Annotated in this window: 21 protein-coding genes; 15 read left to right on the top strand and 6 right to left on the bottom strand. The window is 65.8% G+C overall.

Features of this window, described 5'->3' with window-relative positions:
* Positions 1-8: 8 nt before the first annotated feature.
* From rdgB to rph, 3 genes are read right to left on the bottom strand one after another with little or no spacing between them, the layout of a single operon-like run.
* Complete coding sequence (rdgB, locus tag GGR62_RS09015; RefSeq protein ID WP_184407565.1) at positions 9-608, bottom strand: RdgB/HAM1 family non-canonical purine NTP pyrophosphatase; 600 nt, start codon at positions 606-608, stop codon at positions 9-11.
* Entirely contained in the window at positions 605-997 is a 393-nt protein-coding gene (locus GGR62_RS09010) for a VOC family protein (protein WP_184407564.1), read from the bottom strand. Before GGR62_RS09010 ends, rdgB begins: the two co-directional genes overlap by 4 nt.
* Positions 994-1,719 (bottom strand): ribonuclease PH, encoded by a 726-nt coding sequence (rph, locus tag GGR62_RS09005; protein WP_184407563.1) that lies wholly within the window; start codon positions 1,717-1,719, stop codon positions 994-996. Before rph ends, GGR62_RS09010 begins: the two co-directional genes overlap by 4 nt.
* 108 nt (positions 1,720-1,827) lie before the next feature.
* Here rph and GGR62_RS09000 point away from each other — a divergent pair, with 108 nt between their 5' ends.
* The 4 genes from GGR62_RS09000 (at position 1,828) to GGR62_RS08985 (ending at position 6,264) form a co-directional block, all read left to right on the top strand.
* A complete protein-coding gene (locus GGR62_RS09000; RefSeq protein ID WP_184407562.1) occupies positions 1,828-2,688 on the top strand; it encodes a YicC/YloC family endoribonuclease in 861 nt (286 codons plus the stop codon).
* Positions 2,689-2,799: 111 nt separating this feature from the next.
* Positions 2,800-3,411: a guanylate kinase gene (gene gmk, locus GGR62_RS08995; protein WP_184407561.1), complete on the top strand. Its 612-nt coding sequence runs from the start codon at positions 2,800-2,802 to the stop codon at positions 3,409-3,411.
* 254 nt (positions 3,412-3,665) lie between these two features.
* Entirely contained in the window at positions 3,666-3,965 is a 300-nt protein-coding gene (gene rpoZ / locus GGR62_RS08990) for a DNA-directed RNA polymerase subunit omega (RefSeq protein ID WP_002812428.1), read from the top strand.
* A 127-nt stretch (positions 3,966-4,092) separates the two neighbouring features.
* Positions 4,093-6,264, top strand: coding sequence for a bifunctional (p)ppGpp synthetase/guanosine-3',5'-bis(diphosphate) 3'-pyrophosphohydrolase (locus GGR62_RS08985; protein WP_184407560.1), 2,172 nt, complete (start codon positions 4,093-4,095; stop codon positions 6,262-6,264).
* 108 nt (positions 6,265-6,372) lie between these two features.
* Here GGR62_RS08985 and GGR62_RS08980 read toward each other — a convergent pair whose 3' ends face one another.
* Positions 6,373-7,242, bottom strand: coding sequence for a LysR family transcriptional regulator (locus GGR62_RS08980; protein ID WP_184407559.1), 870 nt, complete (start codon positions 7,240-7,242; stop codon positions 6,373-6,375).
* A 295-nt stretch (positions 7,243-7,537) separates the two neighbouring features.
* Here GGR62_RS08980 and kdgD point away from each other — a divergent pair, with 295 nt between their 5' ends.
* The 11 genes from kdgD to GGR62_RS08925 all read left to right on the top strand — a co-directional run bounded on the left by kdgD (position 7,538) and on the right by GGR62_RS08925 (position 21,399).
* Complete coding sequence (gene kdgD, locus GGR62_RS08975) at positions 7,538-8,455, top strand: 5-dehydro-4-deoxyglucarate dehydratase (RefSeq protein ID WP_184407558.1); 918 nt, start codon at positions 7,538-7,540, stop codon at positions 8,453-8,455.
* A complete protein-coding gene (locus tag GGR62_RS08970) occupies positions 8,455-10,035 on the top strand; it encodes an aldehyde dehydrogenase (NADP(+)) (protein WP_184407557.1) in 1,581 nt (526 codons plus the stop codon). Before kdgD ends, GGR62_RS08970 begins: the two co-directional genes overlap by 1 nt.
* 116 nt (positions 10,036-10,151) lie before the next feature.
* Complete coding sequence (locus GGR62_RS08965) at positions 10,152-11,546, top strand: MFS transporter (RefSeq protein ID WP_221229105.1); 1,395 nt, start codon at positions 10,152-10,154, stop codon at positions 11,544-11,546.
* Between the two features lie 19 nt (positions 11,547-11,565).
* Entirely contained in the window at positions 11,566-12,921 is a 1,356-nt protein-coding gene (gene gudD / locus GGR62_RS08960) for a glucarate dehydratase (RefSeq protein ID WP_184407556.1), read from the top strand.
* Positions 12,922-12,979: 58 nt separating this feature from the next.
* Entirely contained in the window at positions 12,980-14,251 is a 1,272-nt protein-coding gene (locus tag GGR62_RS08955; protein ID WP_184407555.1) for an OprD family porin, read from the top strand.
* A 34-nt stretch (positions 14,252-14,285) separates the two neighbouring features.
* On the top strand, positions 14,286-15,827 hold the full coding sequence (garD, locus tag GGR62_RS08950; protein WP_184407554.1) for a galactarate dehydratase: 1,542 nt from the start codon (positions 14,286-14,288) through the stop codon (positions 15,825-15,827).
* A 117-nt stretch (positions 15,828-15,944) separates the two neighbouring features.
* On the top strand, positions 15,945-16,325 hold the full coding sequence (locus tag GGR62_RS08945) for a RidA family protein (protein ID WP_184407553.1): 381 nt from the start codon (positions 15,945-15,947) through the stop codon (positions 16,323-16,325).
* A 29-nt stretch (positions 16,326-16,354) separates the two neighbouring features.
* Positions 16,355-18,499 (top strand): ATP-dependent DNA helicase RecG, encoded by a 2,145-nt coding sequence (gene recG, locus GGR62_RS08940; RefSeq protein ID WP_184407552.1) that lies wholly within the window; start codon positions 16,355-16,357, stop codon positions 18,497-18,499.
* Positions 18,500-18,626: 127 nt separating this feature from the next.
* Positions 18,627-19,565 (top strand): nucleoside hydrolase, encoded by a 939-nt coding sequence (locus GGR62_RS08935; RefSeq protein ID WP_184407551.1) that lies wholly within the window; start codon positions 18,627-18,629, stop codon positions 19,563-19,565.
* Positions 19,566-19,637: 72 nt separating this feature from the next.
* A complete protein-coding gene (locus GGR62_RS08930; protein WP_043889669.1) occupies positions 19,638-19,880 on the top strand; it encodes a type B 50S ribosomal protein L31 in 243 nt (80 codons plus the stop codon).
* A 229-nt stretch (positions 19,881-20,109) separates the two neighbouring features.
* Complete coding sequence (locus GGR62_RS08925) at positions 20,110-21,399, top strand: citrate synthase (protein WP_023902577.1); 1,290 nt, start codon at positions 20,110-20,112, stop codon at positions 21,397-21,399.
* A 99-nt stretch (positions 21,400-21,498) separates the two neighbouring features.
* Here GGR62_RS08925 and GGR62_RS08920 read toward each other — a convergent pair whose 3' ends face one another.
* A complete protein-coding gene (locus GGR62_RS08920) occupies positions 21,499-22,149 on the bottom strand; it encodes a hypothetical protein (protein WP_184407550.1) in 651 nt (216 codons plus the stop codon).
* 221 nt (positions 22,150-22,370) lie between these two features.
* Entirely contained in the window at positions 22,371-24,797 is a 2,427-nt protein-coding gene (locus GGR62_RS08915) for a penicillin-binding protein 1A (RefSeq protein WP_184407549.1), read from the bottom strand.
* Position 24,798: the final 1 nt, after the last annotated feature.

The raw sequence follows: 24,798 nt of genomic DNA, 5'->3' as shown, positions 1-24,798 counted from the left end.
GCCATCGTTCACAGCGACAGGGCGTGCAGCTTGTGCTGCAACGTGGCCAACGCCACCGCCCGGTGACTCAGCCGATTCTTCAACGCGGTCTCCATTTCCGCAGCGGTCAGGCCATGCACCGGGTCCAGAAACACCGGGTTGTAGCCGAAGCCGCCATCGCCGCGCGGTTCGGTGGTGATCATCCCTTCCCAGCTGCCCTCGGCGATCAGCGGTTGCGGATCCTCCGGGTGGCGCAGCAGCACGATCACCGCGTAAAACCGCGCGCTGCGGCGCTCGGCCGGCACGGCGCGCATGGCGTCGAGCAACTTGGCGTTGTTGGCCTGTGCGTCGGTCGGGCTGCCGGCGTAGCGCGCGCTGTACAAGCCCGGCGCGCCGCCGAGTGCATCGACGATGAGGCCGGAGTCGTCGGCCAGTGCCGGCAGGCCGGTGACCGCGCTGGCATGGCGCGCCTTGATCAAGGCGTTCTCGACGAAGGTCAGGCCGGTTTCCGGCACATCTTCCACACCGAGGTCGCCTTGCGCGACGATGCGCAGCGGCAGGTCGGCGAGCATGGCGCGCAGTTCTTCCAGCTTGCCGGCGTTGCCGCTGGCCAGGACCAGTTGTTTCATTGCTTGGGCTCCAGCAGATCCCACTTGTTGCCGTACAGATCGCGGAAGACGACGACCGTGCCGTACGGCTCCTCGCGCGGGGTTTCCAGAAATTCCACACCGAAGGCCTGCATGGCCGCGTGGTCGCGCCAGAAGTCGTCGGTGTAGAGGAAACGATCGACCCGTCCGCCGGTCTGGTCGCCGATGCGCGCGCGTTGCGCGGCATCGGCTGGTTGCGCGAGTAACAAGGCCGCGTCCTGCGCATCGCCAGGACCGATGCAGACCCAGCGTTTGCCATCGCCCAGCGCGCGGTCCTCCAGCACGGCAAAGCCGAGCGCGCCGGTATACCAGGCGATCGCGGCATCGTAGTCGGCGACCAGCAAGGTGGTCAGGGCGATGCGCCGCTTCATCCGGCCAGCGCGGCGCGTTGCAGTTCGAACAACTCGGCCACGCCCTTTTCGGCAAGGGCGAGCAGCGCGTTGAGTTCGTCGCGGCGGAATGCATGGCCTTCGGCGGTGCCTTGCAACTCGATGAACCCGCCGCCGTCATTCATCACGACATTCATGTCGGTATCGCAGTCGCTGTCTTCGGGGTAATCCAGGTCCAGCACCGGCTCGCCGCGATAAATGCCCACCGAGACCGCAGCCACTGCACCGATCAACGGATGCTTCTTGATGTCGCCGCGCTTGCGCAGCAGGTTCACTGCATCGGCCAAGGCCACATACGCGCCGGTGATGGCAGCAGTGCGGGTGCCGCCATCGGCCTGCAGCACGTCGCAGTCCAGGGTGATGGTGCGCTCGCCCAAGGCATTGCGATCGACGCAGGCGCGCAGTGCGCGGCCGATCAGGCGCTGGATTTCCAGCGTGCGCCCGCCCTGCTTGCCACGCGCGGCCTCGCGGTCGGAGCGGGTATGGGTGGAGCGCGGCAACATGCCGTATTCGGCGGTCACCCAGCCTTCGCCCTTGCCGCGCAGGAACCCCGGCACGCGGTTTTCCACGCTGGCGGTGCACAGCACGCGGGTATCGCCGAAGCTGACCAGCACCGAGCCTTCGGCGTGACGGGTGAAGGCGCGTTCGATGCGCACCGGGCGCAGCTGGTCGGCCGTGCGGCCGCTGGGACGGGAAAAGGTCATGCAATGAGTCCGGAAGTCGGGAGGTGGTCTGGGCCAGCGCGTGGCGAGGCGGTCAGCCAGCGCGGGCGGCTAGGGTACCATTCGCGCTTTGACGTCACGGGATTCACGATGATCCGAAGCATGACCGCGTTTGCTGGCGGCGAACGCATCACGCCCTGGGGCACGCTCGGTTGCGAGCTGCGCTCGGTCAATCACCGGTTTCTGGAAGTGGGCGTGCGTCTGCCCGAAGAGTTGCGCGCGCTGGAACCGATGCTGCGCGAGCGCGTGGCGGCGAAAAACAGCCGCGGCAAGCTGGATCTGACGCTGCGTCTGCGCGCGCCGGACAACGCACACACGCTGGCCGTCAACGAATCGCTGCTGCAGGAATTAGGCGCACTGGCCACGCGGCTGGACGGTGTGTTTCCCAAGTTGCAGGTCGGCTTTACCGATCTGCTGCAGCTGCCCGGCGTCCTGCAGGTGCAGGACGTGGACGCACCGGCGTTGCAGGCGCAGGCCTTGGCGTTGCTCGATGAGGTGGTGGACAGCTTTGTCGCCGCGCGCGAGCGCGAAGGCGGCAAGCTGGCCGAGGCGATCAGCGAGCGGGTGGATGCGATCGAACGCATCGCCGCTGAAGTGCGCACCTTGATCCCTGCCATTCGCGACGGCCAGCGCGCCAAGCTGGCCGCCCGCCTGGCCGATCTGCCGCATCCGGTGGACCCGGGCCGCGCCGAGCAGGAACTGGTGCTGTGGCTGCAGAAGCTGGACGTGGACGAAGAACTCGACCGCCTCTCCAGTCACATCGCCGAGATCCGCCGCGTGCTCAAACAACGCGAGCCGGTCGGCCGTCGCCTGGACTTCCTGCTGCAGGAATTCAACCGCGAAGCCAATACGCTCGGTTCCAAGTCGGTGGACAGCCGCACGTCCAACGCCGCGGTGGATCTGAAGGTGCTGATCGACCAGATCCGCGAGCAGGTGCAGAACATCGAATAGCCGGGAATAGGCAATCGGGAATGGGGAATCGTCAAAGCAGGTACGATTCACCTTGGCCTGCTTGCTTGGCGCGGTGCCCCATTCCCTATTCTCGACTCTCTATTCCCTAAAATGCGCGGCACCCTCTATATCGTTGCGGCTCCCTCCGGTGCCGGCAAGAGCAGCATCGTCAACGCCACGCTGGCGCGTGATCCCAAGATCGCCTTGTCGATCTCGTTCACTTCGCGCCCGCCGCGTCCGGGCGAACGGCATGCGGAGCATTACCATTTCGTCTCTGCCGACGAATTTCAGCGCATGATCGAAGCGGGCGACTTCTTCGAATATGCGCTGGTGCATGGCGACTGGAAGGGCACTGCGCGGCAGTCGGTCGAACCGCAACTGGCGGCCGGCCACGATGTGTTGCTGGAAATCGACTGGCAGGGCGCGCGTCAGGTGCGCCAGAAAGTGCCCGATGCGGTCAGCGTGTTCATCCTGCCGCCGTCGCGCCAGGCGCTGGACGAGCGCATGCGCAAGCGCGGGCAGGACAGCGAGGACGTCATGGCGCAGCGCCTGGCCGCCGCCCGCGAAGAGATGCTGCACTTCGAGGAGTTCGACTACGTCATCATCAACGAGACCTTCGACACGGCAGTGTCGGAGATGTGCGCGATCTTCACCGCCAGCCGGCTGCGGCGGCAGGCGCAACAGCAGCGGCATGCCGGCTTGATCCAGGCGTTGCTGGACTGAATGCGACACGGTCGTCCCGCGCCCGCTGCTCTGGCGCGGCGGCCGTCAGGGCAGGCAGTGTGTCGCGCGGACGGGCAGGGCGCGCATCTGCCGAGGCTGCGTGACCGCGCGCGATCGCCAATCAGCGCGCACTCAAATAGCTGATTCCAAAGGAAACTGAATGGGTGCCGGTTGCCGTGGCGCAAGGGCGGGCGTACACTCCGCCCCCTTTCCCTCATTCGATGCGCGGCCATTGCTGGTCGCCGGGAGCCCGCATGGCCCGCATTACCGTAGAAGATTGCCTGGAAGTCGTGAACAACCGTTTCGAACTGGTCATGATGGCCTCCAAGCGCGCCCGTCAGCTCGCCAACGGCGTGCAGCCGCTGATCGAGAACGCCGACGCCAGCGACAAGCCCACCGTGATGGCGCTGCGCGAAATCGCCGCACGCCGGATCGACAACGCGCTGATCGATGAAGTCGAGAAGGCCGAGCGCGAGCGTGCCGAGCGCGAAGCGCTGGAATGGGCCGCTGCCGAAGTCGTCGCCGACGAAGACATGTCCAAGAACGACGATTGATTGCCCGCATCACTGCGATCGATTTGAACAGCCCGCCTCGCGCGGGCTGTTTTCGTTTGATACCGGCTTTGCCGCGCGCAGCGCGCAAACGTTTGCCGTGACTGCGTTGCTGGCATAGTCTTCAGGGATGAACCCAGGCCCCACTGCCCAGGCGACCGTCGTGACGTCCTCGTCTTCCGACCCGGCCATCCCCGACTATGTCCTGCACCTCGAACGCGCTGCCAGCTACCTTCCCAAGGAGCAGCTGCCGATCCTGCGCCGTGCCTGGGAAGTGGGCGCCATCGCGCATGCCGGCCAGACCCGCAAGTCGGGCGAGCCCTACATCACCCATCCGGTGGCCGTGGCCGGCGTGCTCGCCGAGCTCGGGCTGGACATGGAATCGCTGATCGCCGCGATCCTGCACGACACCATCGAAGACACCCCGTTGACCCGCGCAGAGCTGGCGTCCGAATTCGGCGAAGCGGTGGCCGAGCTGGTCGATGGCGTCACCAAGCTGGACAAGCTCAAGTTCCGCGACCGTCAGGAAGCGGCGGCGGAAAGTTTCCGCAAGATGCTGCTGGCGATGTCGCGCGACCTGCGCGTGATCATGATCAAGCTCGCCGACCGCCTGCACAACATGCGCACGCTCGGCGCGCAGAGCAGCGAAGCACGCAGCCGCATTGCGCGCGAAACGCTGGAGATCTATGCGCCGATCGCCCAGCGCCTGGGCATGAGCCTGATCAAGTCCGAGCTGCAGAACCTGGGCTTCCGCGCACTGTATCCGTGGCGTCATGCCATCCTCGAAAAACACATTCGCAGCCAGCCGGTGGTGCGCCGCGAGTCGATGGCGCAGGTGGAGGTGCAGTTGTCGCAGCGGCTGGCCAAGGAAGGGCTGGAACATCGGCTGGTCAGCCGCATCAAGACGCCCTGGAGCATCTATTCCAAGATGCACGAAGAGAACAAGTCCTTCGACCAGGTGATGGATGTATTCGGCTTCCGCCTGGTGGTGCGTTCGGTGGCCGATTGCTATCACGCGCTGGGCGCGGTGCATGCCACCTTCAAGCCGCTGGACGGGCGCTTCCGCGATTTCATTGCGATCCCCAAGGCCAACGGCTATCAGTCGCTGCACACGGTGTTGTTCGGCCCGTATGGCTCGCCGATCGAGGTGCAGATCCGCACCGAAGAGATGGACCTGATCGCCGAACGCGGCGTGGCCGCGCACTGGACCTACAAGGTCGGCTCGGCCTCGCCCAACAGCGCGCAGAGCCGTGCGCACGACTGGATCGTGGAGCTGATCGATTCGCAGCGCGCCGCCGGCTCGTCGCTGGAGTTTCTGGACAACGTCAAGGTGGATCTGTTCCCGGACGAGGTCTATCTGTTCACGCCAAAGGGCAAGATCCTGGCGTTGCCACGCAATTCCACCGCGCTGGATTTCGCCTACGCGGTGCATACCGATGTGGGCAATCGCGCGGTGGCCTCGCGGGTGGACAAGAAGCTGGTGCCGCTGCGCACCAAGCTGGTCAGCGGGCAGGCGGTGGAGATCATCACCGCGCGCTCGGCCACGCCCAAGCCGCAGTGGCTGGAATTTGTGGTCAGCAGCAAGGCGCGTACGGCGATCCGCCACCAGCTCAAGCAACTCGAACACGAAGACGCCGTGCAGCTTGGCCACCGCATGCTCGATCGTGCGCTGGAAGCGATGGACAGCTCGCTGGAGCGGTTGCCCAAGGGCCGCCTGGATGCCTTCCTCACCGAGCATCGCTACCCGCGCCTGGAAGCCCTGCTGGCCGATGTCGCGCTGGGCAACTGGATGCCGACCCAGGCCGCACAGGCGTTGATGGCCTACGCCGAGCTGCGCGGCGGCGGGCATTCCAAGCATTCGCACGAAAAGATCCTGATCGATGGCAGCGAGCGTGGCGTGATCAGTTTCGCCAACTGTTGCCAGCCGATTCCCGGCGACGAAATCATGGGCTACCACACCGCCGGCAAGGGCATCGTGGTGCACCGGCTGGACTGCCCCAACCTGGCCGAACTGCGCAAGTCGCCCGAGCGCTGGGTGCCGATCGATTGGGATTCCGGCGTCACCGGCGATTACGACACCGCCCTGGTGGTCGAAGTGGAAAACCGCACCGGGGTGCTGGCCCAGCTTGCGGCGGCGATCGCGCAGAGCCAGTCCAATATCGAACGCGTGGATTACCTGGACCGCGATTTCAATGCGGCGGTGTTGCGTTTCAACATCCAGGTCCGCGACCGCCGCCATCTGGCCGAGGTGATGCGCCGGCTGCGGCGGTTGCATGTGGTGCAGAGCGTCGGTCGTCAGTAGCCGCCGGATGGCTGCACGCGGCGATGACGCGGAGAATCGCATCGCCTTGCCGAACACGCGGCACGGCGAGTGACTGGCTCCCAGGCCAGTGGCCTGGTGTCACAGGCTCTAGGCGATCAGCCGGTGCAAGGCGGGGTTGTCGTTGTCCTGCTTCCACACCAGGTGCAGTTCCACCGGTGTGGCGGGCGCATCGTCCTGCAACGGCAGATAGACGATGCCGGCATAGCGCAGGCCGCTGGCGCCTTCGGGCACCAGCGCCATGCCCATGCCGCCACGCACCAGCGCCAGCACCGAGTGGATCTGGCTGACGTATTGCACCGAGCGCGGCGCGATGCCACGCGCACCGAACAATTGCGCGAGCAGATCGTAGAAGTAGCGCGCTTCGTCGGGCGCGTAGTTGACCAGCGGCTGTCGGTCGAAGTCCTGCAGGCGCAGACTGCTCCGCTGCGCCAATGGCGCGTCCTCGGGGAGCGCGGCAATCAGCGGTTCGCGCGCCACGCAGCGACTGCGCAAGCCCTGTCGCTGGATCGGCGGTCGCAGCAGGCCGATGTCCAGGCGCCCGGCGTCCAGGGCGTCCAGTTGCGCCAGGCTGACCATCTCCTTGAGTTGCAGATCGACATCCGGCGCTTCGCTGCGCCAGCGTGCGATGGCCTCCGGCAAAAAACGGTAGCTGGCGCCTGCGGTGAAACCCACCGATACGCTGCCGGCATCGCCCATGCCAATGCGTCGCGCGCGCAGGCCGGCGTTTTCCGCCAGGCGCAGGATCGCGCGCGCCTCGGCCAACAGGCTGCGCCCGGCCTGGGTCAGGCGCACGTGGCGGCTGTTGCGTTCGAGCAGCGGTGTACCGACGTTGTGCTCCAGCAATTGGATCTGCCGGCTCAGCGGTGGCTGGGTCATGTTCAGACGCTCGGCCGCGCGACGGAAATGCAGTTCGTCGGCAACCGCGACAAAGCAGCGTAATTGCGGCAGATCGAACATCCGGGGTTGCCTCTCAGAGCGATGCTGCGGTGATCGGGTGCTGCACTCGCAGCATGTTTGCTGCGGCGGTGCAGATGAATACGCCTGCCGCAGTGTTCGCTGCCTGCGCGTGCGCCATCGCGGGCAATCACGCGGCGACAAAAAAGCCGTTGCAAAGCAGCGGCTTGCAATCGCTGCGCCGTTTCCGTGCAGGCACTGATTCAATAGAGGTATCAAACAATACGTAATTTGGTTTGGACCAGCAACGATGCGCCTTCCTAGGATCCTTCCACCCCCGCCTAGGACCCACGCATCCATGAGCAGCAGATACACACCTACCGAAATGGCCCAGGCGCTAGGCGCCGGATTGCTGTCGTTTCCGGTCACCCATTTCGACGCGGCGCTGGCCTTCGACGAGCCGGCCTACCGCAGCAACCTGGACTGGCTGTCCTCGCATCCGGCTGCGGGCCTGTTCGCCGCAGGCGGCACCGGCGAGTTGTTCTCGCTGACCCTGGACGAAGTCAACCGCGCGGTGCGCGCGGCAGTGACCCAGACCGCAGGCCGCATGCCGGTGATCGCACCGGCCGGCTACGGCACCGCGATTGCGGTCGACATGGCGCAGGCGGCCGAGCGCAACGATGCCGACGGCATCCTGCTGTTCCCGCCATACCTGACCGAGTGCGACGCAGACGGCGTGGCTGCGCATGTCGAGCGCGTCTGCAAGGCGACCAAGCTGGGCGTGATCGTCTACGGGCGTGCCAACGCCAAGCTCGACGATGTGACACTGGCGCGCGTGGCCGAGCGCTGCCCCAACCTGGTGGGCTACAAGGATGGCATCGGCGATGTGGATCGCATGACCCGCATCTATGCGCGGCTAGGCGATCGCCTGCTGTATGTCGGCGGCCTGCCGACGGCCGAAACCTTTGCATTGCCGTATCTGGAAATGGGCGTTACCACGTATTCCTCGGCCATCTTCAATTTCCTGCCGGAATGGGCACTGGCGTTCTACGCGGCGGTGCGGGCGCGTGACCACGCCACCATCTACCGCGAGCTCAACGACTTCGTGCTGCCGTACACGGTGCTGCGCAACCGGCGCGCCGGCTATGCGGTGTCCATCGTCAAGGCCGGCATGCGCGCGGTGGGCCGCCCAGCCGGGCCGGTGCGCACGCCGTTGGCCGATCTGACCGACGCCGAATCCGCCCAGCTCAAGCAACTGATCGGAGGGCGCCGCTGATGTACACGATCCTGGGTGAATCGCTGATCGGCCAGCGCAGCGTGGTCGGCACCGGCGTTGCCTTGCAGGGCGTGGATGCCGCCAGCGGCGAGCTGCTGGAGCCGGTGTTCGGGTCGGCGACCGCGCCGGACCTGGAGCAGGCTTGCGCCCTGGCACAGGCGGCCTTCGATTCTTATCGCGAAACACCGCTGCAGGCACGGGCGCAGTTCCTGGAGACGATCGCCGACAACATCGTGGCGCTGGGCGATGCCTTGATCGAACGCGCGATGCGCGAAAGCGGCCTGCCGCGCGCACGCCTGGAAGGCGAGCGCGGACGCACCGTGGGGCAACTGCGCGTGTTCGCCAGCGTGGTGCGCGAGGGCAGCTGGCTGCAGGCGCGCATCGACCCTGCGCTGCCGCAGCGCACGCCGTTGCCGCGCGCGGACCTGCGCCAGCGCCATATCGCGCTGGGGCCGGTGGCGGTGTTCGGCGCCAGCAATTTCCCGCTGGCGTTCTCGGTGGCCGGCGGCGATACCGCTTCGGCCCTGGCAGCCGGGTGCCCGGTGGTGGTCAAGGCACACGGCGCGCATCCGGGGACCTCGGAACTGGTGGGCCGCGCGATTCAGGCCGCGGTGGCGCAATGCGGATTGCCGGAGGGCGTGTTCTCGCTGCTGTTCGACGCCGGCATCGAGATCGGCGCGCAGCTGGTGGCCGATGCGCGGATCAAGGCGGTCGGTTTCACCGGGTCGCGTGGCGGTGGCATGGCGCTGCTGCAGATCGCGGCGGCGCGCCGTGAGCCGATTCCGGTGTATGCGGAAATGAGCGCGATCAATCCGGTGTATTTGTTGCCGCACGCGCTGCAGGCGCGTGCGCAGGCATTGGGCAAGGCCTGCGTCGGCTCGCTTACGCTGGGCGCTGGCCAGTTCTGCACCAATCCCGGCCTGTTGCTGGCGATCGATTCGCCTGCGCTGGATGCCTTCATCGCCTCTGCAACGCAAGCCCTGCAACAGGTCTCGCCCGGCGTGATGCTCACTGCCGGGATCGGCCACGCTTATGCCCAGGGTGTGCAACGCCTGGTCGCGCATCCGCAGGTGACCACGCTGGCGCGTGGCGATGCGCCGGATGCGGGTCGCTGCCCGGCAGCCTTGTTTGCTACCGACGCCGATGCGTTTCTGGCCGATGAAGCGTTACAGGCCGAAGTGTTCGGCGCCTCGTCGCTGCTGGTTCGGTGCAGGGACAGCGCGCAGTTGGCCGCATTGAGCGAGCAGTTGGAAGGCCAGCTCACCGCCACGCTGCACATGGATGCAGGCGATACCGCAACCGCCGCCGCGCTGCTGCCGATTCTGGAGCGCAAGGCCGGGCGCATCCTGGTCAACGACTGGCCTACCGGCGTGGAGGTTTGCCACGCGATGGTGCACGGCGGCCCGTTTCCGGCGACCTCCGATAGCCGCAGCACCTCGGTGGGCACGCTGGCGATCGACCGCTTCCTGCGGCCGGTCTGCTACCAGGATCTGCCTGCCGCGCTCATGCCCGCTGCCTTGGCCGATGGCAATCCGCTCGGGTTGTGGCGACGTGTCGACGGCGCGCTGGGCCACGACTGAGCGCGACCGCGGCAACGATGCCTGAGGCGTGCCGGAGGAGGGTCCGGCACGCTGGCGACAGGCGCACTTTGGAGCATCGAAGCGCACTGCGCTTCCATCGTCATAGGTGAGGAACGATGATGGCTATCGACACAAAGACTGTCGGTGCAACGACAGTCGATTCAACGACGGTTCCACGCAGGCGTTATCTGATTCTGCTGATGCTGTTCGTGGTGACCACGATCAACTATGCCGATCGCGCCACCCTGTCCATCGCCGGTTCGGCCGTCCAGGACGCACTGGGCATCGACGCGCTGCAGATGGGTTTCATCTTTTCCGCGTTCGGCTGGGCCTACGTGGCCGGGCAGATTCCCGGCGGCTGGTTGCTCGATCGCTTCGGCTCGCGGCGCGTCTACGGCCTGTCGCTGCTGATCTGGTCGTTGTTCACCGCGCTGCAGGGCTTTATCGGCTGGGTGCCGGTGACCTGGGCGGTCACCACCTTGTTCGTGCTGCGCTTTCTGGTCGGCATTGCCGAAGCGCCGTCGTTCCCTGGCAATAGCCGCATCGTGGCGGCGTGGTTTCCCACCGCCGAGCGCGGCCTGGCCGCATCGATCTTCAACTCCGCGCAGTATTTCGCCACGGTGGCGTTTGCGCCGCTGATGGGCTGGCTGGTGCATGCCTGGGGGTGGGAACACGTGTTTCTGGTGATGGGTGCGGTGGGCGTATTGCTGGCCGCACTGTGGAAAAAGACGATCTTCGCGCCGCGCGAACACCCCAGGTTGTCGGCGCAGGAACTGGACTACATCCGGCGCAACGGCGCGCTGGTGGACATGGAGCAGGGCAACAGGTCCGGTAGCCAGCCCAAGGGCACGCAATGGCATTACGCCAAGCAGTTGTTGTGCAATCGCATGTTGCTGGGCGTGTACATCGGCCAGTACTGCATCACCACGCTGACGTATTTCTTCCTGACCTGGTTTCCGGTGTATCTGGTCAAGGAGCGCGGCATGTCGATCCTGGAAGCCGGTTTCGTCGCCTCGTTGCCAGCGGTGTGCGGCTTCGCCGGTGGCGTGCTGGGCGGCTATATCTCCGACCGCATGGTGCGGCGTGGCTATTCGCTGACCGTCTCGCGCAAGACGCCCATCGTGGTCGGCATGTTGATGTCGGTGACGATGATCGGCTGCAACTACGTGCAAGCCGAATGGATGGTGGTCGGTCTGATGGCGCTGGCGTTCTTCGGCAAGGGCATCGGTGCTCTCGGCTGGGCGGTGGTCGCCGACACCTCGCCCAAGGAAATCGCCGGTCTGTCCGGTGGCCTGTTCAATACCTTCGGCAACATCGCCGGCATCACCACGCCGATCGTGATCGGCTACATCGTCTCCACCACCGGCACCTTCAAGTGGGCGCTGGTGTTCGTGGGACTCAATGCCTTGCTGGCGGTGCTGTCCTATCTGGTGGTCGTCGGCGAAATCAAGCGCGTGGAATTGAAGGCCCCGCCGGGCGGCCCATCCACGCCCGTCCCCGCACCGCTTTGACCATCTTCGGAGAATCGTGATGACTATCCATCGCTCACCTGACGGCATCGGTACCACGCCGCGCATCACCGACGTGCGCGTCGTACCGGTCGCCGGCCAGGACAGCATGCTGCTCAATCTCAGTGGCGCGCATGCGCCGTACTTCACCCGCAACGTGCTCGTCCTGCGCGATTCGTCCGGGCGCACCGGCGTAGGCGAGGTGCCTGGCGGCGATGCCATCGCCGGGCTGCTGCGCGATGCCGCTGCGCTCATTCATGGCCGCTCCATCGCCGATTACCCGCGCATCCTCAACCAGGTACGCACGGCGTTCGCCGACCGCGACAGCGCCGGGCGCGGCCTGCAGACCTTCGATCTGCGCATCACCATCCATGCGGTGACCGCCATCGAAGCGGCATTGCTCGATCTGCTTGGACAGTTTCTGGATCAACCGGTTGCCGCACTGCTCGGCGAGGGCCAGCAGCGCGATGCGGTGGATGTGCTGGGCTATCTGTTTTTCATCGGCGATCGTCGCAAGACAGCGCTGGATTATCGTGACGGCAGCAATGCCAACGATGCGTGGGAAGCGCTACGCGACCAGGAAGCATTGACGCCCGAGTCGGTGGTGCGCCTGGCCGAAGCGGCGTACGAGAAATACGGCTTTCGCGATTTCAAGCTCAAGGGCGGCGTGTTGCGCGGCGAGGATGAGATTGCCGCGATCCATGCGTTGCATGCGCGTTTTCCGCAGGCGCGCATCACCCTCGATCCCAATGGCGCCTGGTCGCTTGAGCAGGCCATCGCGCTGTGTCGTGACATGCATGGCGTGATGGCCTATGCCGAGGATCCGTGCGGCGCGCAGGATGGCTATTCAGGGCGTGAGGTGATGGCCGAATTCCGCCGCGCCACCGGCCTGCCCACGGCCACCAACATGATCGCCACCGACTGGCGGCAGATGGGCCACGCCATCCAGCTGCAGTCGGTGGATATCCCGCTGGCCGACCCGCACTTCTGGACGCTGCAAGGCTCGGTGCGGGTGGCGCAACTGTGCCGCGACTGGGGCCTGACCTGGGGCTCGCATTCCAACAACCATTTCGATATTTCGCTGGCGATGTTTACCCACGTTGCCGCCGCAGCGCCGGGGCGGGTGACCGCGATCGACACGCACTGGATCTGGCAGGACGGCCAACGCCTGACCCACACCCCGTTACAGATCGCCGGTGGCCAGATCCAGGTGCCGGCGAAGCCCGGACTGGGTGTCGAACTCGATATGGATGCGCTGGAAGCGGCGCATCGCACCTATCAGGGACTGGGCCTCGGGGCGCGCGACGACGCGGCGGCGATGCAGGCGCTGATTCCGAACTGGAGCTTCGACAACAAGCGGCCGTGCCTGGTGCGCTAGCGCTGCCGTCGTCTACGGCGCGCCACACGCAAGGTCACCACAGCCGGAGAACGGATCAATGAAGAACATGATGGCACTCGGTAGCGCTGCGCTGCTGGCGGTCGGCGCTGCCGGGCGTGCACGTGCGCAAGCGCCGGAAGACGGGTTCTGGAATGGCGCAAGCACCGAGCTCACCGCGCTCAATTTCTATTACAACCGTGATTTTCGCAGTGGCGACGGACAGGGCAAACGCGCCGAATGGGCGCAGGGTTTCGTCGTCGATGCCAAAAGCGGATACACCCGTGGCCCTGTCGGCGCCGGGCTGGATCTGCTCGGCATCGGCGATTTCAAGCTCGATGGCGTGCGCGCCGAAGGCGGCACCGGCCTGCTGCCCAACAACGACGATGGCACAGCGCAACATGCGCTGATGCGGGTGGCACCCACGCTCAAACTGCGCGCCTCGCAAACCGAATTGAAGTGGGGCAGCTTCATTCCCAACGAGCCGCTGGTACGCGCCAGCATCACCCGCATCATGCCGGAGACGTTTCAAGGCGTGACGCTGGAATCCAAGGACGTGCCCAAGCTCGATCTGCTGCTCGCGCGCTTCACCAGCGCCTGGTATCGCGATGGCGATTCGCGCGTGCCGATCACCCTGACCAACAAGAATCGACGCTTCAGCGGGACGCCGGATTCGGACGCCTTCAATCTGCTCTCGGCGACTTACACGCTCGCTCCGGGCACCCAACTGCGCTATCAGGGTGGGCTGATGGAAGACGTCTATCGTCAGCAGCTCTACAACCTGATCCAGACCCACATGTTCGGCAAGGATCGTCTTCGCGTGGATCTGCGCTACTTCCGCACCGACGATATCGGCCAGTCGCGCGCGGGCCCGATCGACAACCGCATGTTCAGCACGATGGTGTCCTGGCGCAGCGGCGCCCACGAATTCGGTGCGGGCTATCAAGCACTGTCCGGGCCCAGCGCCATGCCATGGCCGGGCGGCACCGATGGCAATGTCTTCAACTGGACCTTCATCAACGACTTCCTCGAACGTGGCGAGCGCAGCTGGCAACTGCGCTACAACATCGATGGCGACGGCATCGGCATTCCCGGCCTCAGCGTCATGGCGCGCTACATCAGCGGCGACAATGCACGGCCGGCGGCCTACGCCGGCGAAGGCCGCGAGTGGGCGCGCGATGTGTTGACCACCTATCAGTTCCAGGGCGAGCGCTTCAAGCATCTGAGCATCATCTGGTTCAACGGGACCTTCCGCTCCAATTACCAGCGCAATGTCGATGAAAACCGCCTGATTCTGCAGTATCGGCGTCAGTTCGACAGCCCCAACCGATAGTGCCTTCCCCACACGTTTCGCAAGGTAGCCCACGATGTCCGCAACCCAGCAACCCGCTCGCTGGCTCAGTATCCGCGCGCATGCGCACGACAATGTCGCCATCGTCGTCAACGACGGCGGCGCGCCGGCCGGAGCCGCCTTTCCAGATGGGCCGACCGCCATCGAGCACGTGCCGCAGGGCCACAAGATAGCCCTGGAAGACGTGCCCAGGGGGGCGCCGGTGGTCCGCCTGGGCGCGGTCATCGGCACCGCCAATGCCGACATCGCGCGCGGTGCGTGGGTGAGCGAGCAACTGCTGGACATGCCGGAGGCCCCCGAGCTGGCCACGCTGGATCTGTCGCTGCAGCCGGCGCCAGCTCCCGAGCCACTGCAGGGCTACACCTTCGAGGGTTTCCGCAACCGCGACGGCAGCGTCGGCACGCGCAACATCCTCGGCATCATGACCAGCGTGCAATGCGTGGTCGGCGTGCTCGGGCATGCGGTCGCACGCATCCGCGCCGAGTTGCTGCCCAAGTATCCCAATGTCGACGATGTGGTCGCGGTCAATCACGTCTATGGCTGCGGCGTGGCCATCACTGCGCCAGAAGCGATCATCCCGATCCGCACGCTGCGCAACATCGCGCGCAGTCCCAATTTCGGCGGCCAGGCGCTGATCGTCGGGCTGGGCTGCGAGAAGCTGGCGCCCGAGCGCCTGCTGGCCGACGATGCCAGCACCGACGACAGCGCTATCTATCGCCTGCAGCAGGCCTCCTTGGGCTTTGCCGACATGGTCGACTCGATCATGGCGATGGCCGAAGAACGGCTGCGCCATCTGGACACGCGCCGCCGCCAAACCGTCCCCGCCAGCGAATTGGTGGTGGGCATGCAATGTGGTGGCAGCGATGCGTTCTCCGGCGTGACCGCCAACCCCGGCCTGGGGATTGCGGCCGATCTGCTGGTGCGTGCCGGCGCCACGGTGATGTTCTCGGAGAACACCGAGGTGCGCGACGGCATCCATCTGCTGGTGCCGCGCGCAGCCGATGCCGAGGTGGCCAAGGCGCTGGTGCGCGAGATGGCCTGGTACGACGCCTATCTTGCGCGCGGGCAGGCCGACCGCAGTGCCAACACCACGCCCGGCAACAAGAAAGGCGGCCTGGCCAACATCGTCGAAAAGGCGATGGGGTCGATCGCCAAGTCGGGCTCCTCGCCGATCAACGGCGTGGTGTCGCCGGGCGAACGGCTCAAGGGGCGCGGGCTGCAGTACTGCGCCACGCCTGCCAGCGACTTTGTCTGCGGCACCTTGCAGGTAGCGGCGGGCATGAATCTGCATGTCTTCACCACCGGACGCGGAACGCCGTACGGCCTGGGCATGGTGCCGGTGATCAAGGTCGCCACGCGTACCGAGCTGGCGCAGCGCTGGTCCGACCTGATGGACATCGATGCCGGCGTCGTCGCCACCGGCGCCAAGACGCTGGAGCAACTCGGCTGGGAACTGTTCCAGCGGTATCTGGACGTGGCCAGCGGGCAGCGCACCTGGACCGAGCGGCATCGGTTGCACAACGATCTGGCCTTGTTCAATCCGGCACCGATCACCTGAGCCAGCTTCCGGCCTTCGCTGCCTGGAACCCGACGCATGCGCCGCGCCGTCGCATTGGCTCGGGCAGGGCGGGCGCCGATACAATGCGCGTTCGTTTTCAGCGTTGACGGAGTTGCCATGTCCCAGATCATCCATACCGACCAGGCGCCTGCCGCCATTGGCCCGTACTCGCAGGCCGTGCGTGCCGGCAACACGGTGTATTTCTCCGGGCAGATCCCGCTGGATCCGGCCACCGGCGAGATCGTGCCCGGCGACATCGGTGCGCAGGCACGCCGCTGCTTCGATAACCTCAAGGCGGTTGCCGAAGCCGCCGGCGGCTCGCTCGACAAGATCGTGCGGCTGGGCCTGTACCTGACCGATCTCAGCCAGTTCGCCGCGGTCAATGCGGTGATGCAGGAGTATTTCCAGGCCCCGTTCCCCGCGCGTTCGACCATCGAGGTCTCCGGCCTGCCCAAGGGCGCGGGCTTTGAAGTCGATGCGGTGATGGTGCTCGACTGAGTCAGGTCGGCTGATCCGAACGCTCTGCCGTGCCGCGCGCACCTACCGTCACGCCAAGCCTGGCCGTCGCAGGCCAGGCCTCGCTTGCCAGCCTGCCCGGCGTCGGCCCGAAAGTGGCCGACAAGTTCGCTGCGCGCGGCATTTTGACCCTGCAGGATCTGTGGCTGCATCTGCCGTTGCGCTACGAAGACCGCACGCGGCTGACCACGATCGCGCAGCTGCAGGCCGGTGTGCCGGCGCAGATCGAAGGCCGCGTCGATGCGGTGGAACGCGGCTTCCGTTACCGGCCGATGTTGCGGGTGGCGGTGTCGGACGATTCGCACGGCACCGTGGTGCTGCGCTTCTTCCATTTCCGCGCCGCGCAGGTGGCGCAATTTTCACCGGGCGCGCGGCTGCGGGTCTTCGGCACGCCCAAGCCGGGACAGAACGGCTGGGAAATCGTGCATCCCAGTTACCGCGTACTCGCACCGGGCGAGGATGCCGGGCTGGGCGACAGCCTGGATCCGGTCTATCCGGTGCTGGAAGGGGTCGGCCCGGCCACGCTGCGCAAACTCATCGGCCAGGCGCTGGAACGGTTGCCAGCGGAGGCGGCGCTGGAACTGCTGCCGCCGCACTGGCTGCAGGACGAGCAGCTGCCGTCGTTGCGCGCGGCGTTGCTGACCATGCATCGCCCGCCGGTGAACACCGATCCGCAGCAGCTGCTGGCAGGCGGTCATCCGGCCCAGCAGCGCCTGGCGCTTGAAGAATTGCTGGCGCATCAGCTCAGCCTGCGTCGCCAACGCATCGCCTTGCAGCGCTTTCATGCGCCTAGGCTGCCCGGTAATGGGAGCCTGGTGCAGCAATTGCGTGCGGCATTGCCGTTCCAGCTCACCGGTGCGCAGCAGCGCGTGTTCGAGCAGATTGCCCGTGACCTGGCCAAGCCATCGCCGATGCTGCGGCTGGTGCAGGGCGATGTCGGTAGCGGCAAGACCGTGGTCGCCGCCTTGGCGGCGATGCTGGCGGTGGAGCAGGGCAAGCAGGTCGCGCTGGCCGCACCGACCGAATTGCTGGCCGAACAACACCTCACCAATCTGCGCGGCTGGCTGGAACCGCTGGGCGTGCGCATCGTCTGGCTGGCCGGCAAGGTCACCGGCAAGGCGCGCGCCGCGGCAATGGCCGAGGTGGCCTCCGGCCAGGCGCAGGTGGTGGTGGGCACGCATGCCTTGATGCAGGAGGCGGTGGTCTTCCACGATCTGGCGTTGGCCATCATCGACGAGCAGCACCGCTTCGGCGTGCATCAACGCCTGGCCTTGCGCGACAAGGGCGCGGCTGCCGGCAGCGTGCCGCATCAGTTGGTGATGACCGCCACGCCGATCCCGCGCACCTTGGCCATGTCCACCTATGCGGATCTGGATGTCTCGGCCATCGACGAGCTCCCGCCCGGGCGCACGCCGGTGCAGACCATCGTGCTCAGTGCCGAACGGCGGCCGGACCTGGTCGAGCGCATCCGCGCCGCCTGCGCCGAAGGGCGGCAGGCGTACTGGGTGTGCACCTTGATCGAAGAAAGCGAAGAGCCCGGCAAGGGGGTGCCCAGTGGCCCGCCAAAGATCGAAGCGCAGGCGGCGCAGGTCACCTTCGAAGCCTTGTCCGCGCAATTGCCCGGCGTGCGCGTGGCGCTGGTACACGGGCGCATGAAACCGGCCGAAAAACAGAAGGCCATGCTGGATTTCAAGCAGGGAAACACCGATCTGCTGGTCGCCACCACGGTGATCGAGGTCGGCGTGGACGTGCCCAATGCCTCGCTGATGATCATCGAAAATGCCGAGCGCCTGGGTCTGGCGCAGTTGCACCAGTTGCGCGGCCGGGTCGGGCGCGGCGCGGCCGCGTCCAGTTGCGTGCTGCTGTATCAGGCGCCGTTGTCGATGATGGCGCGCCAGCGCCTGGAAACCATGCGTCAGACCAACGACGGCTTCGTGATCGCCGAAAAGGATCTGGAACTGCGCGGCCCGGGCGAATTGCTGGGCACCCGTCAGACCGGCCTGGCAAGTTTCCGCATTGCCGATCTGGCCCGCGACGCCGGCCTGCTGCCGCGCGTTCAGGTCCTTGCCGAACGCTTGCTGGACGAGGCGCCGGACATTGCAGACCGTGTGGTCGCACGCTGGATCGGCAGCGCGGTGCGTTACGCGGCCGCGTGAGCGGCCGGGAATCGGGAATCGGAAAAGCGAGGAGGCTGCTGTGTCCTGGGCGTCCGGGTGATTCGCCTGACACGCCGATCCTTGCGAAGATGCGGTAACGAATCCCGAATGCCCAATCTCCAATCCCATGACCAAAAAGATACCGCTGCTGATCGACACCGACCCGGGCGTGGACGACGCGCTGGCATTGCTGATGGCCTTCAACGACACCCGGCATGAGGTCGTTGGCCTGACCATCGCGGCCGGCAACGTGGGCCTGGAGCACACCGTGCGCAACGCCCTGAAGGTCTGCGAGATTGCCGGGCGTGACGATGTGCCGGTGTACGCGGGCTGCCCGCAGCCGCTGCTGCATCCCTCGGTGGACGCGGCGCATGTGCATGGCATCGATGGCTTTGGCGATGTCGGCCTGGCGCCGGCCAAACGCACTGCCGAGGCCGAGCATGCCGCGCTGGCCATCCTGCGCCTGTCGCACGCCCACGCCGGCACGCTGCTGCTGGTCGCGCTCGGTCCGCTGACCAATCTGGCGCTGGCGCTCACGCTGGACCCGACCCTGCCGCAGCGCGTGGCGCGGCTGGTGGTGATGGGCGGGGCGCTGACCGGGCACGGCAACATCACCGCGGCGGCCGAATTCAATATCGGCTTCGACCCGGAAGCGGCGCATATCGTGTTCCGCGGTTTTCCGCAGTTCGATGTCGCCGACTGGGAAGCCACCATCGCGCACGGTCTGTTGCATCGCGATGTCGAGCAATGGCTGGCGGCCGACTCGGTGCGTGCGCGCTTCTATGAAGAAATCTCGCGCAAGACCCGCCTGTGGTCCGAAGACAGCCGTGGCGAGCATTGGTATGCCGCCGATGCGCTGGCGATGGCGTTCGCGCTGCACCCGGAAGGCGCGCAGCGGCTGGAGCGGCGGCCGGTCCACATCGAGCTGACCGGCACCCACACCCGCGGCATGACCCTGGTGGACTGGAATCGCCAAGGCGGCGGGTCCGACAACGCCAATCTGCTGCTGGAGTACGACTGCCAGCAGTTCTATGGCCTGGTCGGGGCGGCATTGGCAGCGGGTTAGGGCCTGGGTTGCACCGGGCAAAGAGTGGCCGCTATAATGACCGGCTTATCCAGGCAGCCCGGCGCCAAGTCCATGAAAGATAACGTTCATCCCAGCTACAACGACGTCGTCTTCCACGACGTGACGTCCGATTTCAAGATTCTGACCCGTTCCACCATGAGCTCGAAAGAGACCGTGAAGTGGGAAGACGGCCAGGACTATCCGCTGATCAAGGTGGATATTTCCTCGGCATCGCACCCGTTCTATACCGGCAAGCACAAGGTGATCGACACCGGCGGCCGTATCGACAAGTTCCAGAAGCGCTACGCGCGCTGAACTTGCAGGACGGGCTGTACCGGCAACGGCCGCGCATTGCGCGGCCGTTGTTTTTTGTGCGGCGATAGCTTCGTTTTCGCGCCCTGGACGGGTGCGTCTACGACTTCTGTCCAAGCGACGGCCAAAATGTTGCTGTGCGATAATGACGTGATCCGGGGCGATGCCCTGGACTTCCATCACGTGCCTGCCCATTTGGTGACAGGCGCCTTCCACTGAAGGAGCGTACATAGTGTCCGATCTTGATCAGGTCACGCTCAACGCCGGCGACAAGTCGGTCGTTCTGCCGGTACTCAAGCCCACGCTTGGCAATGATTGCGTCGATATTTCAAAGCTGACCAAAGAAACCGGTCTGTTCACCTACGACTCGGGCTTCACCGCCACCGCCAGCTGCAAGTCGGCCATCACCTACATCGATGGCGACAACGGCGTGTTGCTGTATCGCGGCTACCCGATCGAACAGTTGGCCGAGAAGTCCAGCTTCCTCGAAGTGTCGTACCTGCTGATGAACGGCGAGCTGCCGACGGCGGACGAATTCCAGAAGTTCGACCACGAAGTCACGCATCACACGATGATGCACGAGTCGCTGAAGAACTTCCTCGGTGGCTTCCGTCACGACGCCCATCCGATGGCCATGCTGGCCGGTTCGGTCGCGTCGCTGTCGGCGTTCTATCACGACACCCTGGACCTCAACGATCCGGAACAGCGCCGTCAGGCCGCCATCCGTCTGATCGCCAAGGTGCCGACCCTGGCTGCTGCGGCGTACCGCTATTCGATCGGCTGGCCGATCCGCTATCCGCGCAACAACCTCAACTACGTCGACCGCTTCCTGCACATGATGTTCGAAGTGCCGAGCGAGCCGCTGGAGATCAATCCGGTGGTCGCCAAGGCGCTGGATCTGCTGTTCATCCTGCACGCCGACCACGAGCAGAATGCCTCGACCTCGACCGTGCGTCTGGTCGGTTCGACCGGTGCCAATCCGTACGCCTCGGTCGCAGCCGGCATCACCGCGCTGTGGGGCCCGGCACACGGCGGCGCCAACGAGGCGGTGCTGAAGATGCTGGAAGAGATCGGCACCGCAGACAACGTCGAGTCCGCCGTGGCCAAGGCCAAGGACAAGAACTCCTCGTTCCGTCTGATGGGCTTCGGTCACCGCGTCTACAAGAACTTCGACCCGCGCGCCAAGATCATCCGCGAGATGACCCACAAGGTGCTGGGCGAGCTGGGCGTCAACGATCCGTTGCTGGAAGTGGCGCTGAAGCTGGAAGAAGCCGCGCTGAAGGACGATTACTTCGTGCAGCGCAAGTTGTACCCGAATGTCGACTTCTACTCCGGCCTGATCTACAAGGCGCTGAATATCCCGGTGGAAATGTTCACCGTGATGTTCGCCATCGCACGCACCGCCGGCTGGGTGTCGCATTGGCTGGAACAGCAGGTCGACCCGGAAATGAAGATCGGCCGTCCGCGCCAGATCTACACCGGCTACGACAAGCGTGAGTACAAGGATGCCGGCCAGCGCTAAGCGCTGGCGGTTGTCCGTTTGAACCAACGCCCCGCACTGCGGGGCGTTTGCTTTTACGGGGTACGGCGTGCGTTGTGACCCGCTGACGGCGCGCGACGATCAGCGCGCGCGTGGCAGGGCATCGCCCCCGTCGTCGTCTGCCAACAGCTGGCGCACCTGGGCGGCCGAGGCGCGCTGCATCGGTTTTTCGTCCAGCGGCGAGAGCGGCGCCTGGCGCAGGGCGTCGTATGGCAGCACGGTCAGGTCGAAGGTCAGTTCCTCGGCGCTGAACAGCCACACCGGGAATTCGGCAGTACGCTCACGATCCAGTCGCAACCGGCGCGTGCGCAGTTCGGCGGGGATGCGGTGCTCATCCAGAAACCGCTGCACCGCATCGGCGTCGTCGCTGTGCAGCTGCAACTGTACCGGCGCATTGGCGTCGGCGGTGCCATCGAGCACCGGGCCGGTCAGTCGCGGCTGGAACGGGCCGAGAAACTCCAGTGCGCGCAAGGCGGCTTCGCGGCGTTGGCGCAGTCGCAGCCCATGCGCAGGTCCGGCGAACAGGCGTTGGTGCTCGCGCAAGGCATCTTCGATCTCGCGATTGCGCGGCAGCGATGCATCGTCGTGGATGCCCAGGCGGCTGGCCGCCTTGAGCTTGGCCTGATGAAAATCGCGGATGCCGCCTTCGGCCATCAGGCGGGCGGCTTCGTGCGCCAGGCGGTGGCGACGTTCTCGGGTTCGGGTATCGGCGTGTTCGCGCGCGTGATGCATGACCGGGCTCCCCTAAGCAACCTGGTCCGACTCTACAACAGCCGCATGACGGCGTGGCGAACGCCCCACACCGGATGGACGCGATGTCCGAATGACGCAATCGGTGCCATGGCGCCGCGCAGATGCGTAGCGTTATACCGTCGAGGTCGCTACGTGGGCTCGGGGAATCGTCAGGCGCGCGCCGTTCCGATTCCCCAATCCCGATTTCCGATTCCCGGCCCTCAGAAAATATCGAATGCCTTCTCGTCCTGCTGTTCCTGCAGGCCGTAGTCGTAGTCCTGCAGACGGTCGAGATCTTCGTTCTTCACCCACTCCACCGCGCCGTTGATCGTGGCCTGGGTCATGCCCTCAGGCGGATCGTTGGCGGCGATCGCCTTGTCCTTGAGCGCCACGCGCATGTAGTCGATCCAGATCGGCAGCGCGGCCTTGCCGCCGTACTCGCGGTAGCCCAGCGAACGGAAATCGTCCCGGCCGACCCACACGGTGGTGGCGTAGGGGCCGCCGAAACCGGAGAACCAGGCGTCGCGGTGATCGTTGGTCGAGCCGGTCTTGCCGCCGACGTCCTCGCGTCCCAGCACCTTTGCGGCAGTGCCGGTGCCGCGCTGGACCACGTCGCGCATCATCGAGACCAGCTGGTACGCGGTACGTGCGTCGATGGCGCGTGGTGCGATCTTGGTTTCGGCAGTGGCGACCGGGGCGGTCTCTGCCGGCGTGGCCGGCGTCGCTGCGGCCGGTTCGATCGACTTGGGCAGCTCAGGCGCGCCGAAGTTGAAGCCGTCCACCACCTGGCTGACCGGTGCGGCGGTGCCGCCCTGCATTGCGCACGTGCGGCAGGCCACGGCCGGCACTTCCTTGAAGATGAGGTTGCCGTCGCGGTCCTTGACCTCGTCGACGATCCAGGTGTCCACGCGTGAGCCGCCATTGGCGAACACTGCATAGCCCCGGGCCACCGACAACGGCGTCAGCGACGCGGTGCCCAGCGACATCGACAGGTTGGGCGGCAGCTCTGCTTCCTGGAAGCCGAATTGGCTGATGTATTTGCGTGCAAAATCGACGGTGATCGCGTCCAACAGGCGCACCGACACCAGGTTGCGCGATTGCACCAACGCTTCGCGCAAGCGCATCGGGCCGCGGAAGCCGCCGCCGTCGTTTTGTGGCGACCAGGTCTTGCCGCGGCGGTCGCGGAACACCACCGGCGCATCCAGCACGATCGAGGCGGGGTTGAAGCCCTTCTCGAATGCCGCCGCATAGACGAACGGCTTGAAGCTCGAGCCCGGCTGGCGGCGTGCCTGGGTGGCGCGGTTGAACTTGTTGCCGGCGAAGCTGAAGCCGCCGACCAGCGCGCGCAGGGCGCCGCTATTGGCATCCAGCGACACCAAGGCGGCCTGGCCGCGCGGCAGCTGGTCGATGATCCACTCGCCTTCCTTCTCGCCGGCTCGGATGCGGGTGACGTCGCCACGCGTCAGCAGCTTGGCCGGGGTCTTGTTGGTCCAGCGGCTGGCGCTTGCCGGCAAGGTCAACTCGGTCTTGTCGCGTTGCACGACGGTGACACCGCCATCGGCATTGACGCGCGCCACGATCACCGCCTGCAGCCCGCCCTGGGTGAACGCACCGGACAAATGCTTGGCCAGCGTCGGCGCATCGGCATCGGCGGCCACGTCGAAGTGCTGCTCCACGCCGTGCCAACCATGCCGGTGATCGTACAGACGCAGGCCTTCGGCGATTGCCGCGTCGGCGCCGGTCTGCAGGGTCGCATCGATGGTGGTGGTGACGTGGTAGCCCTTGTTGAGCACATCGCCGCCGTATTTGGCGATCATTTCCTGGCGTACCAGCTCGGCCACGTACGGGGCATACACCTCGACCGGCGGCTCGTGCGGCTTGGCGTGCATCGGCACCGCCTTGGCGGCATCGGCTTCGGCCTGGCTGACGAAGCCCAGGTCGGCCATGCGTTGCAGCACGTAATAGTCGCGACGTTCCTGCGCACGTTCGGGGTTGCTGATCGGGTTGCCGCTGGACGGGAACTTGGGGATGCCGGCCAGCGAGGCCATCTCGTCCAGGCTGAGCTCATTCATCTTCTTGCCGTAGTAGTACTCGGCTGCAGCACCCACGCCATAGGCACGGTTGCCGAAGAAGCTCTTGTTGAGATACAGCTCGAAGATTTCGTCCTTGCTCAGTTCACTTTCGATCTTGCGGGCCAGCAGGATCTCCGCCAGCTTGCGGGTGTAGCTGTACTCGGAGCTGAGGAAGAATTGGCGCGCCACCTGCTGGGTGATCGTCGAACCGCCCGGCACGCGCTTGGCGTCGGTGGTGGCCAGCAGCCAGACCGCGCGGGCGATGCCCTTGTAGTCCACGCCCCCATGCTGGTAGAAGCGCGCATCCTCGGTGGCCAGGAAGGCCTGCTTGAGGCGCAGCGGCACGTCCTTCATCTGGATCGGATAGCGCCGGGTCTCGCCATAGACCGCCATCAGGCGGCCATCGCTGGAATAGACGTACATCGGCTCCTGCAGTTCGACCTGCTTGAGCGACTGCACATCCGGCAGCTTGGAGGAGATGGCGTAGTACAGTCCGCCGGCGGCAATGGCGCCAAGCAGTGCGAGCACGACGAGCGTGGCCAGGATCCAGCCCAGCCAACGGCGAATACGGGGCATG

The organism is Xanthomonas sp. 3075, assembly GCF_014197275.1.
GTDB lineage: Bacteria > Pseudomonadota > Gammaproteobacteria > Xanthomonadales > Xanthomonadaceae > Xanthomonas > Xanthomonas campestris_B.
This window is presented reverse-complemented; position numbering and strand designations above follow the sequence as displayed.

What these genes read in the sequence shown, in the direction of transcription:
- rdgB (WP_184407565.1), bottom strand. Translation starts at nt 608, where the DNA reads ATGAAACAACTGGTCCTGGCCAGCGGCAACGCCGGCAAGCTGGAAGAA.
- GGR62_RS09010 (WP_184407564.1), bottom strand. Translation starts at nt 997, where the DNA reads ATGAAGCGGCGCATCGCCCTGACCACCTTGCTGGTCGCCGACTACGAT.
- rph (WP_184407563.1), bottom strand. Translation starts at nt 1,719, where the DNA reads ATGACCTTTTCCCGTCCCAGCGGCCGCACGGCCGACCAGCTGCGCCCG.
- GGR62_RS09000 (WP_184407562.1), top strand. Translation starts at nt 1,828, where the DNA reads ATGATCCGAAGCATGACCGCGTTTGCTGGCGGCGAACGCATCACGCCC.
- gmk (WP_184407561.1), top strand. Translation starts at nt 2,800, where the DNA reads ATGCGCGGCACCCTCTATATCGTTGCGGCTCCCTCCGGTGCCGGCAAG.
- rpoZ (WP_002812428.1), top strand. Translation starts at nt 3,666, where the DNA reads ATGGCCCGCATTACCGTAGAAGATTGCCTGGAAGTCGTGAACAACCGT.
- GGR62_RS08985 (WP_184407560.1), top strand. Translation starts at nt 4,093, where the DNA reads ATGAACCCAGGCCCCACTGCCCAGGCGACCGTCGTGACGTCCTCGTCT.
- GGR62_RS08980 (WP_184407559.1), bottom strand. Translation starts at nt 7,242, where the DNA reads ATGTTCGATCTGCCGCAATTACGCTGCTTTGTCGCGGTTGCCGACGAA.
- kdgD (WP_184407558.1), top strand. Translation starts at nt 7,538, where the DNA reads ATGAGCAGCAGATACACACCTACCGAAATGGCCCAGGCGCTAGGCGCC.
- GGR62_RS08970 (WP_184407557.1), top strand. Translation starts at nt 8,455, where the DNA reads ATGTACACGATCCTGGGTGAATCGCTGATCGGCCAGCGCAGCGTGGTC.
- GGR62_RS08965 (WP_221229105.1), top strand. Translation starts at nt 10,152, where the DNA reads ATGATGGCTATCGACACAAAGACTGTCGGTGCAACGACAGTCGATTCA.
- gudD (WP_184407556.1), top strand. Translation starts at nt 11,566, where the DNA reads ATGACTATCCATCGCTCACCTGACGGCATCGGTACCACGCCGCGCATC.
- GGR62_RS08955 (WP_184407555.1), top strand. Translation starts at nt 12,980, where the DNA reads ATGAAGAACATGATGGCACTCGGTAGCGCTGCGCTGCTGGCGGTCGGC.
- garD (WP_184407554.1), top strand. Translation starts at nt 14,286, where the DNA reads ATGTCCGCAACCCAGCAACCCGCTCGCTGGCTCAGTATCCGCGCGCAT.
- GGR62_RS08945 (WP_184407553.1), top strand. Translation starts at nt 15,945, where the DNA reads ATGTCCCAGATCATCCATACCGACCAGGCGCCTGCCGCCATTGGCCCG.
- GGR62_RS08935 (WP_184407551.1), top strand. Translation starts at nt 18,627, where the DNA reads ATGACCAAAAAGATACCGCTGCTGATCGACACCGACCCGGGCGTGGAC.
- GGR62_RS08930 (WP_043889669.1), top strand. Translation starts at nt 19,638, where the DNA reads ATGAAAGATAACGTTCATCCCAGCTACAACGACGTCGTCTTCCACGAC.
- GGR62_RS08920 (WP_184407550.1), bottom strand. Translation starts at nt 22,149, where the DNA reads ATGCATCACGCGCGCGAACACGCCGATACCCGAACCCGAGAACGTCGC.
- GGR62_RS08915 (WP_184407549.1), bottom strand. Translation starts at nt 24,797, where the DNA reads ATGCCCCGTATTCGCCGTTGGCTGGGCTGGATCCTGGCCACGCTCGTC.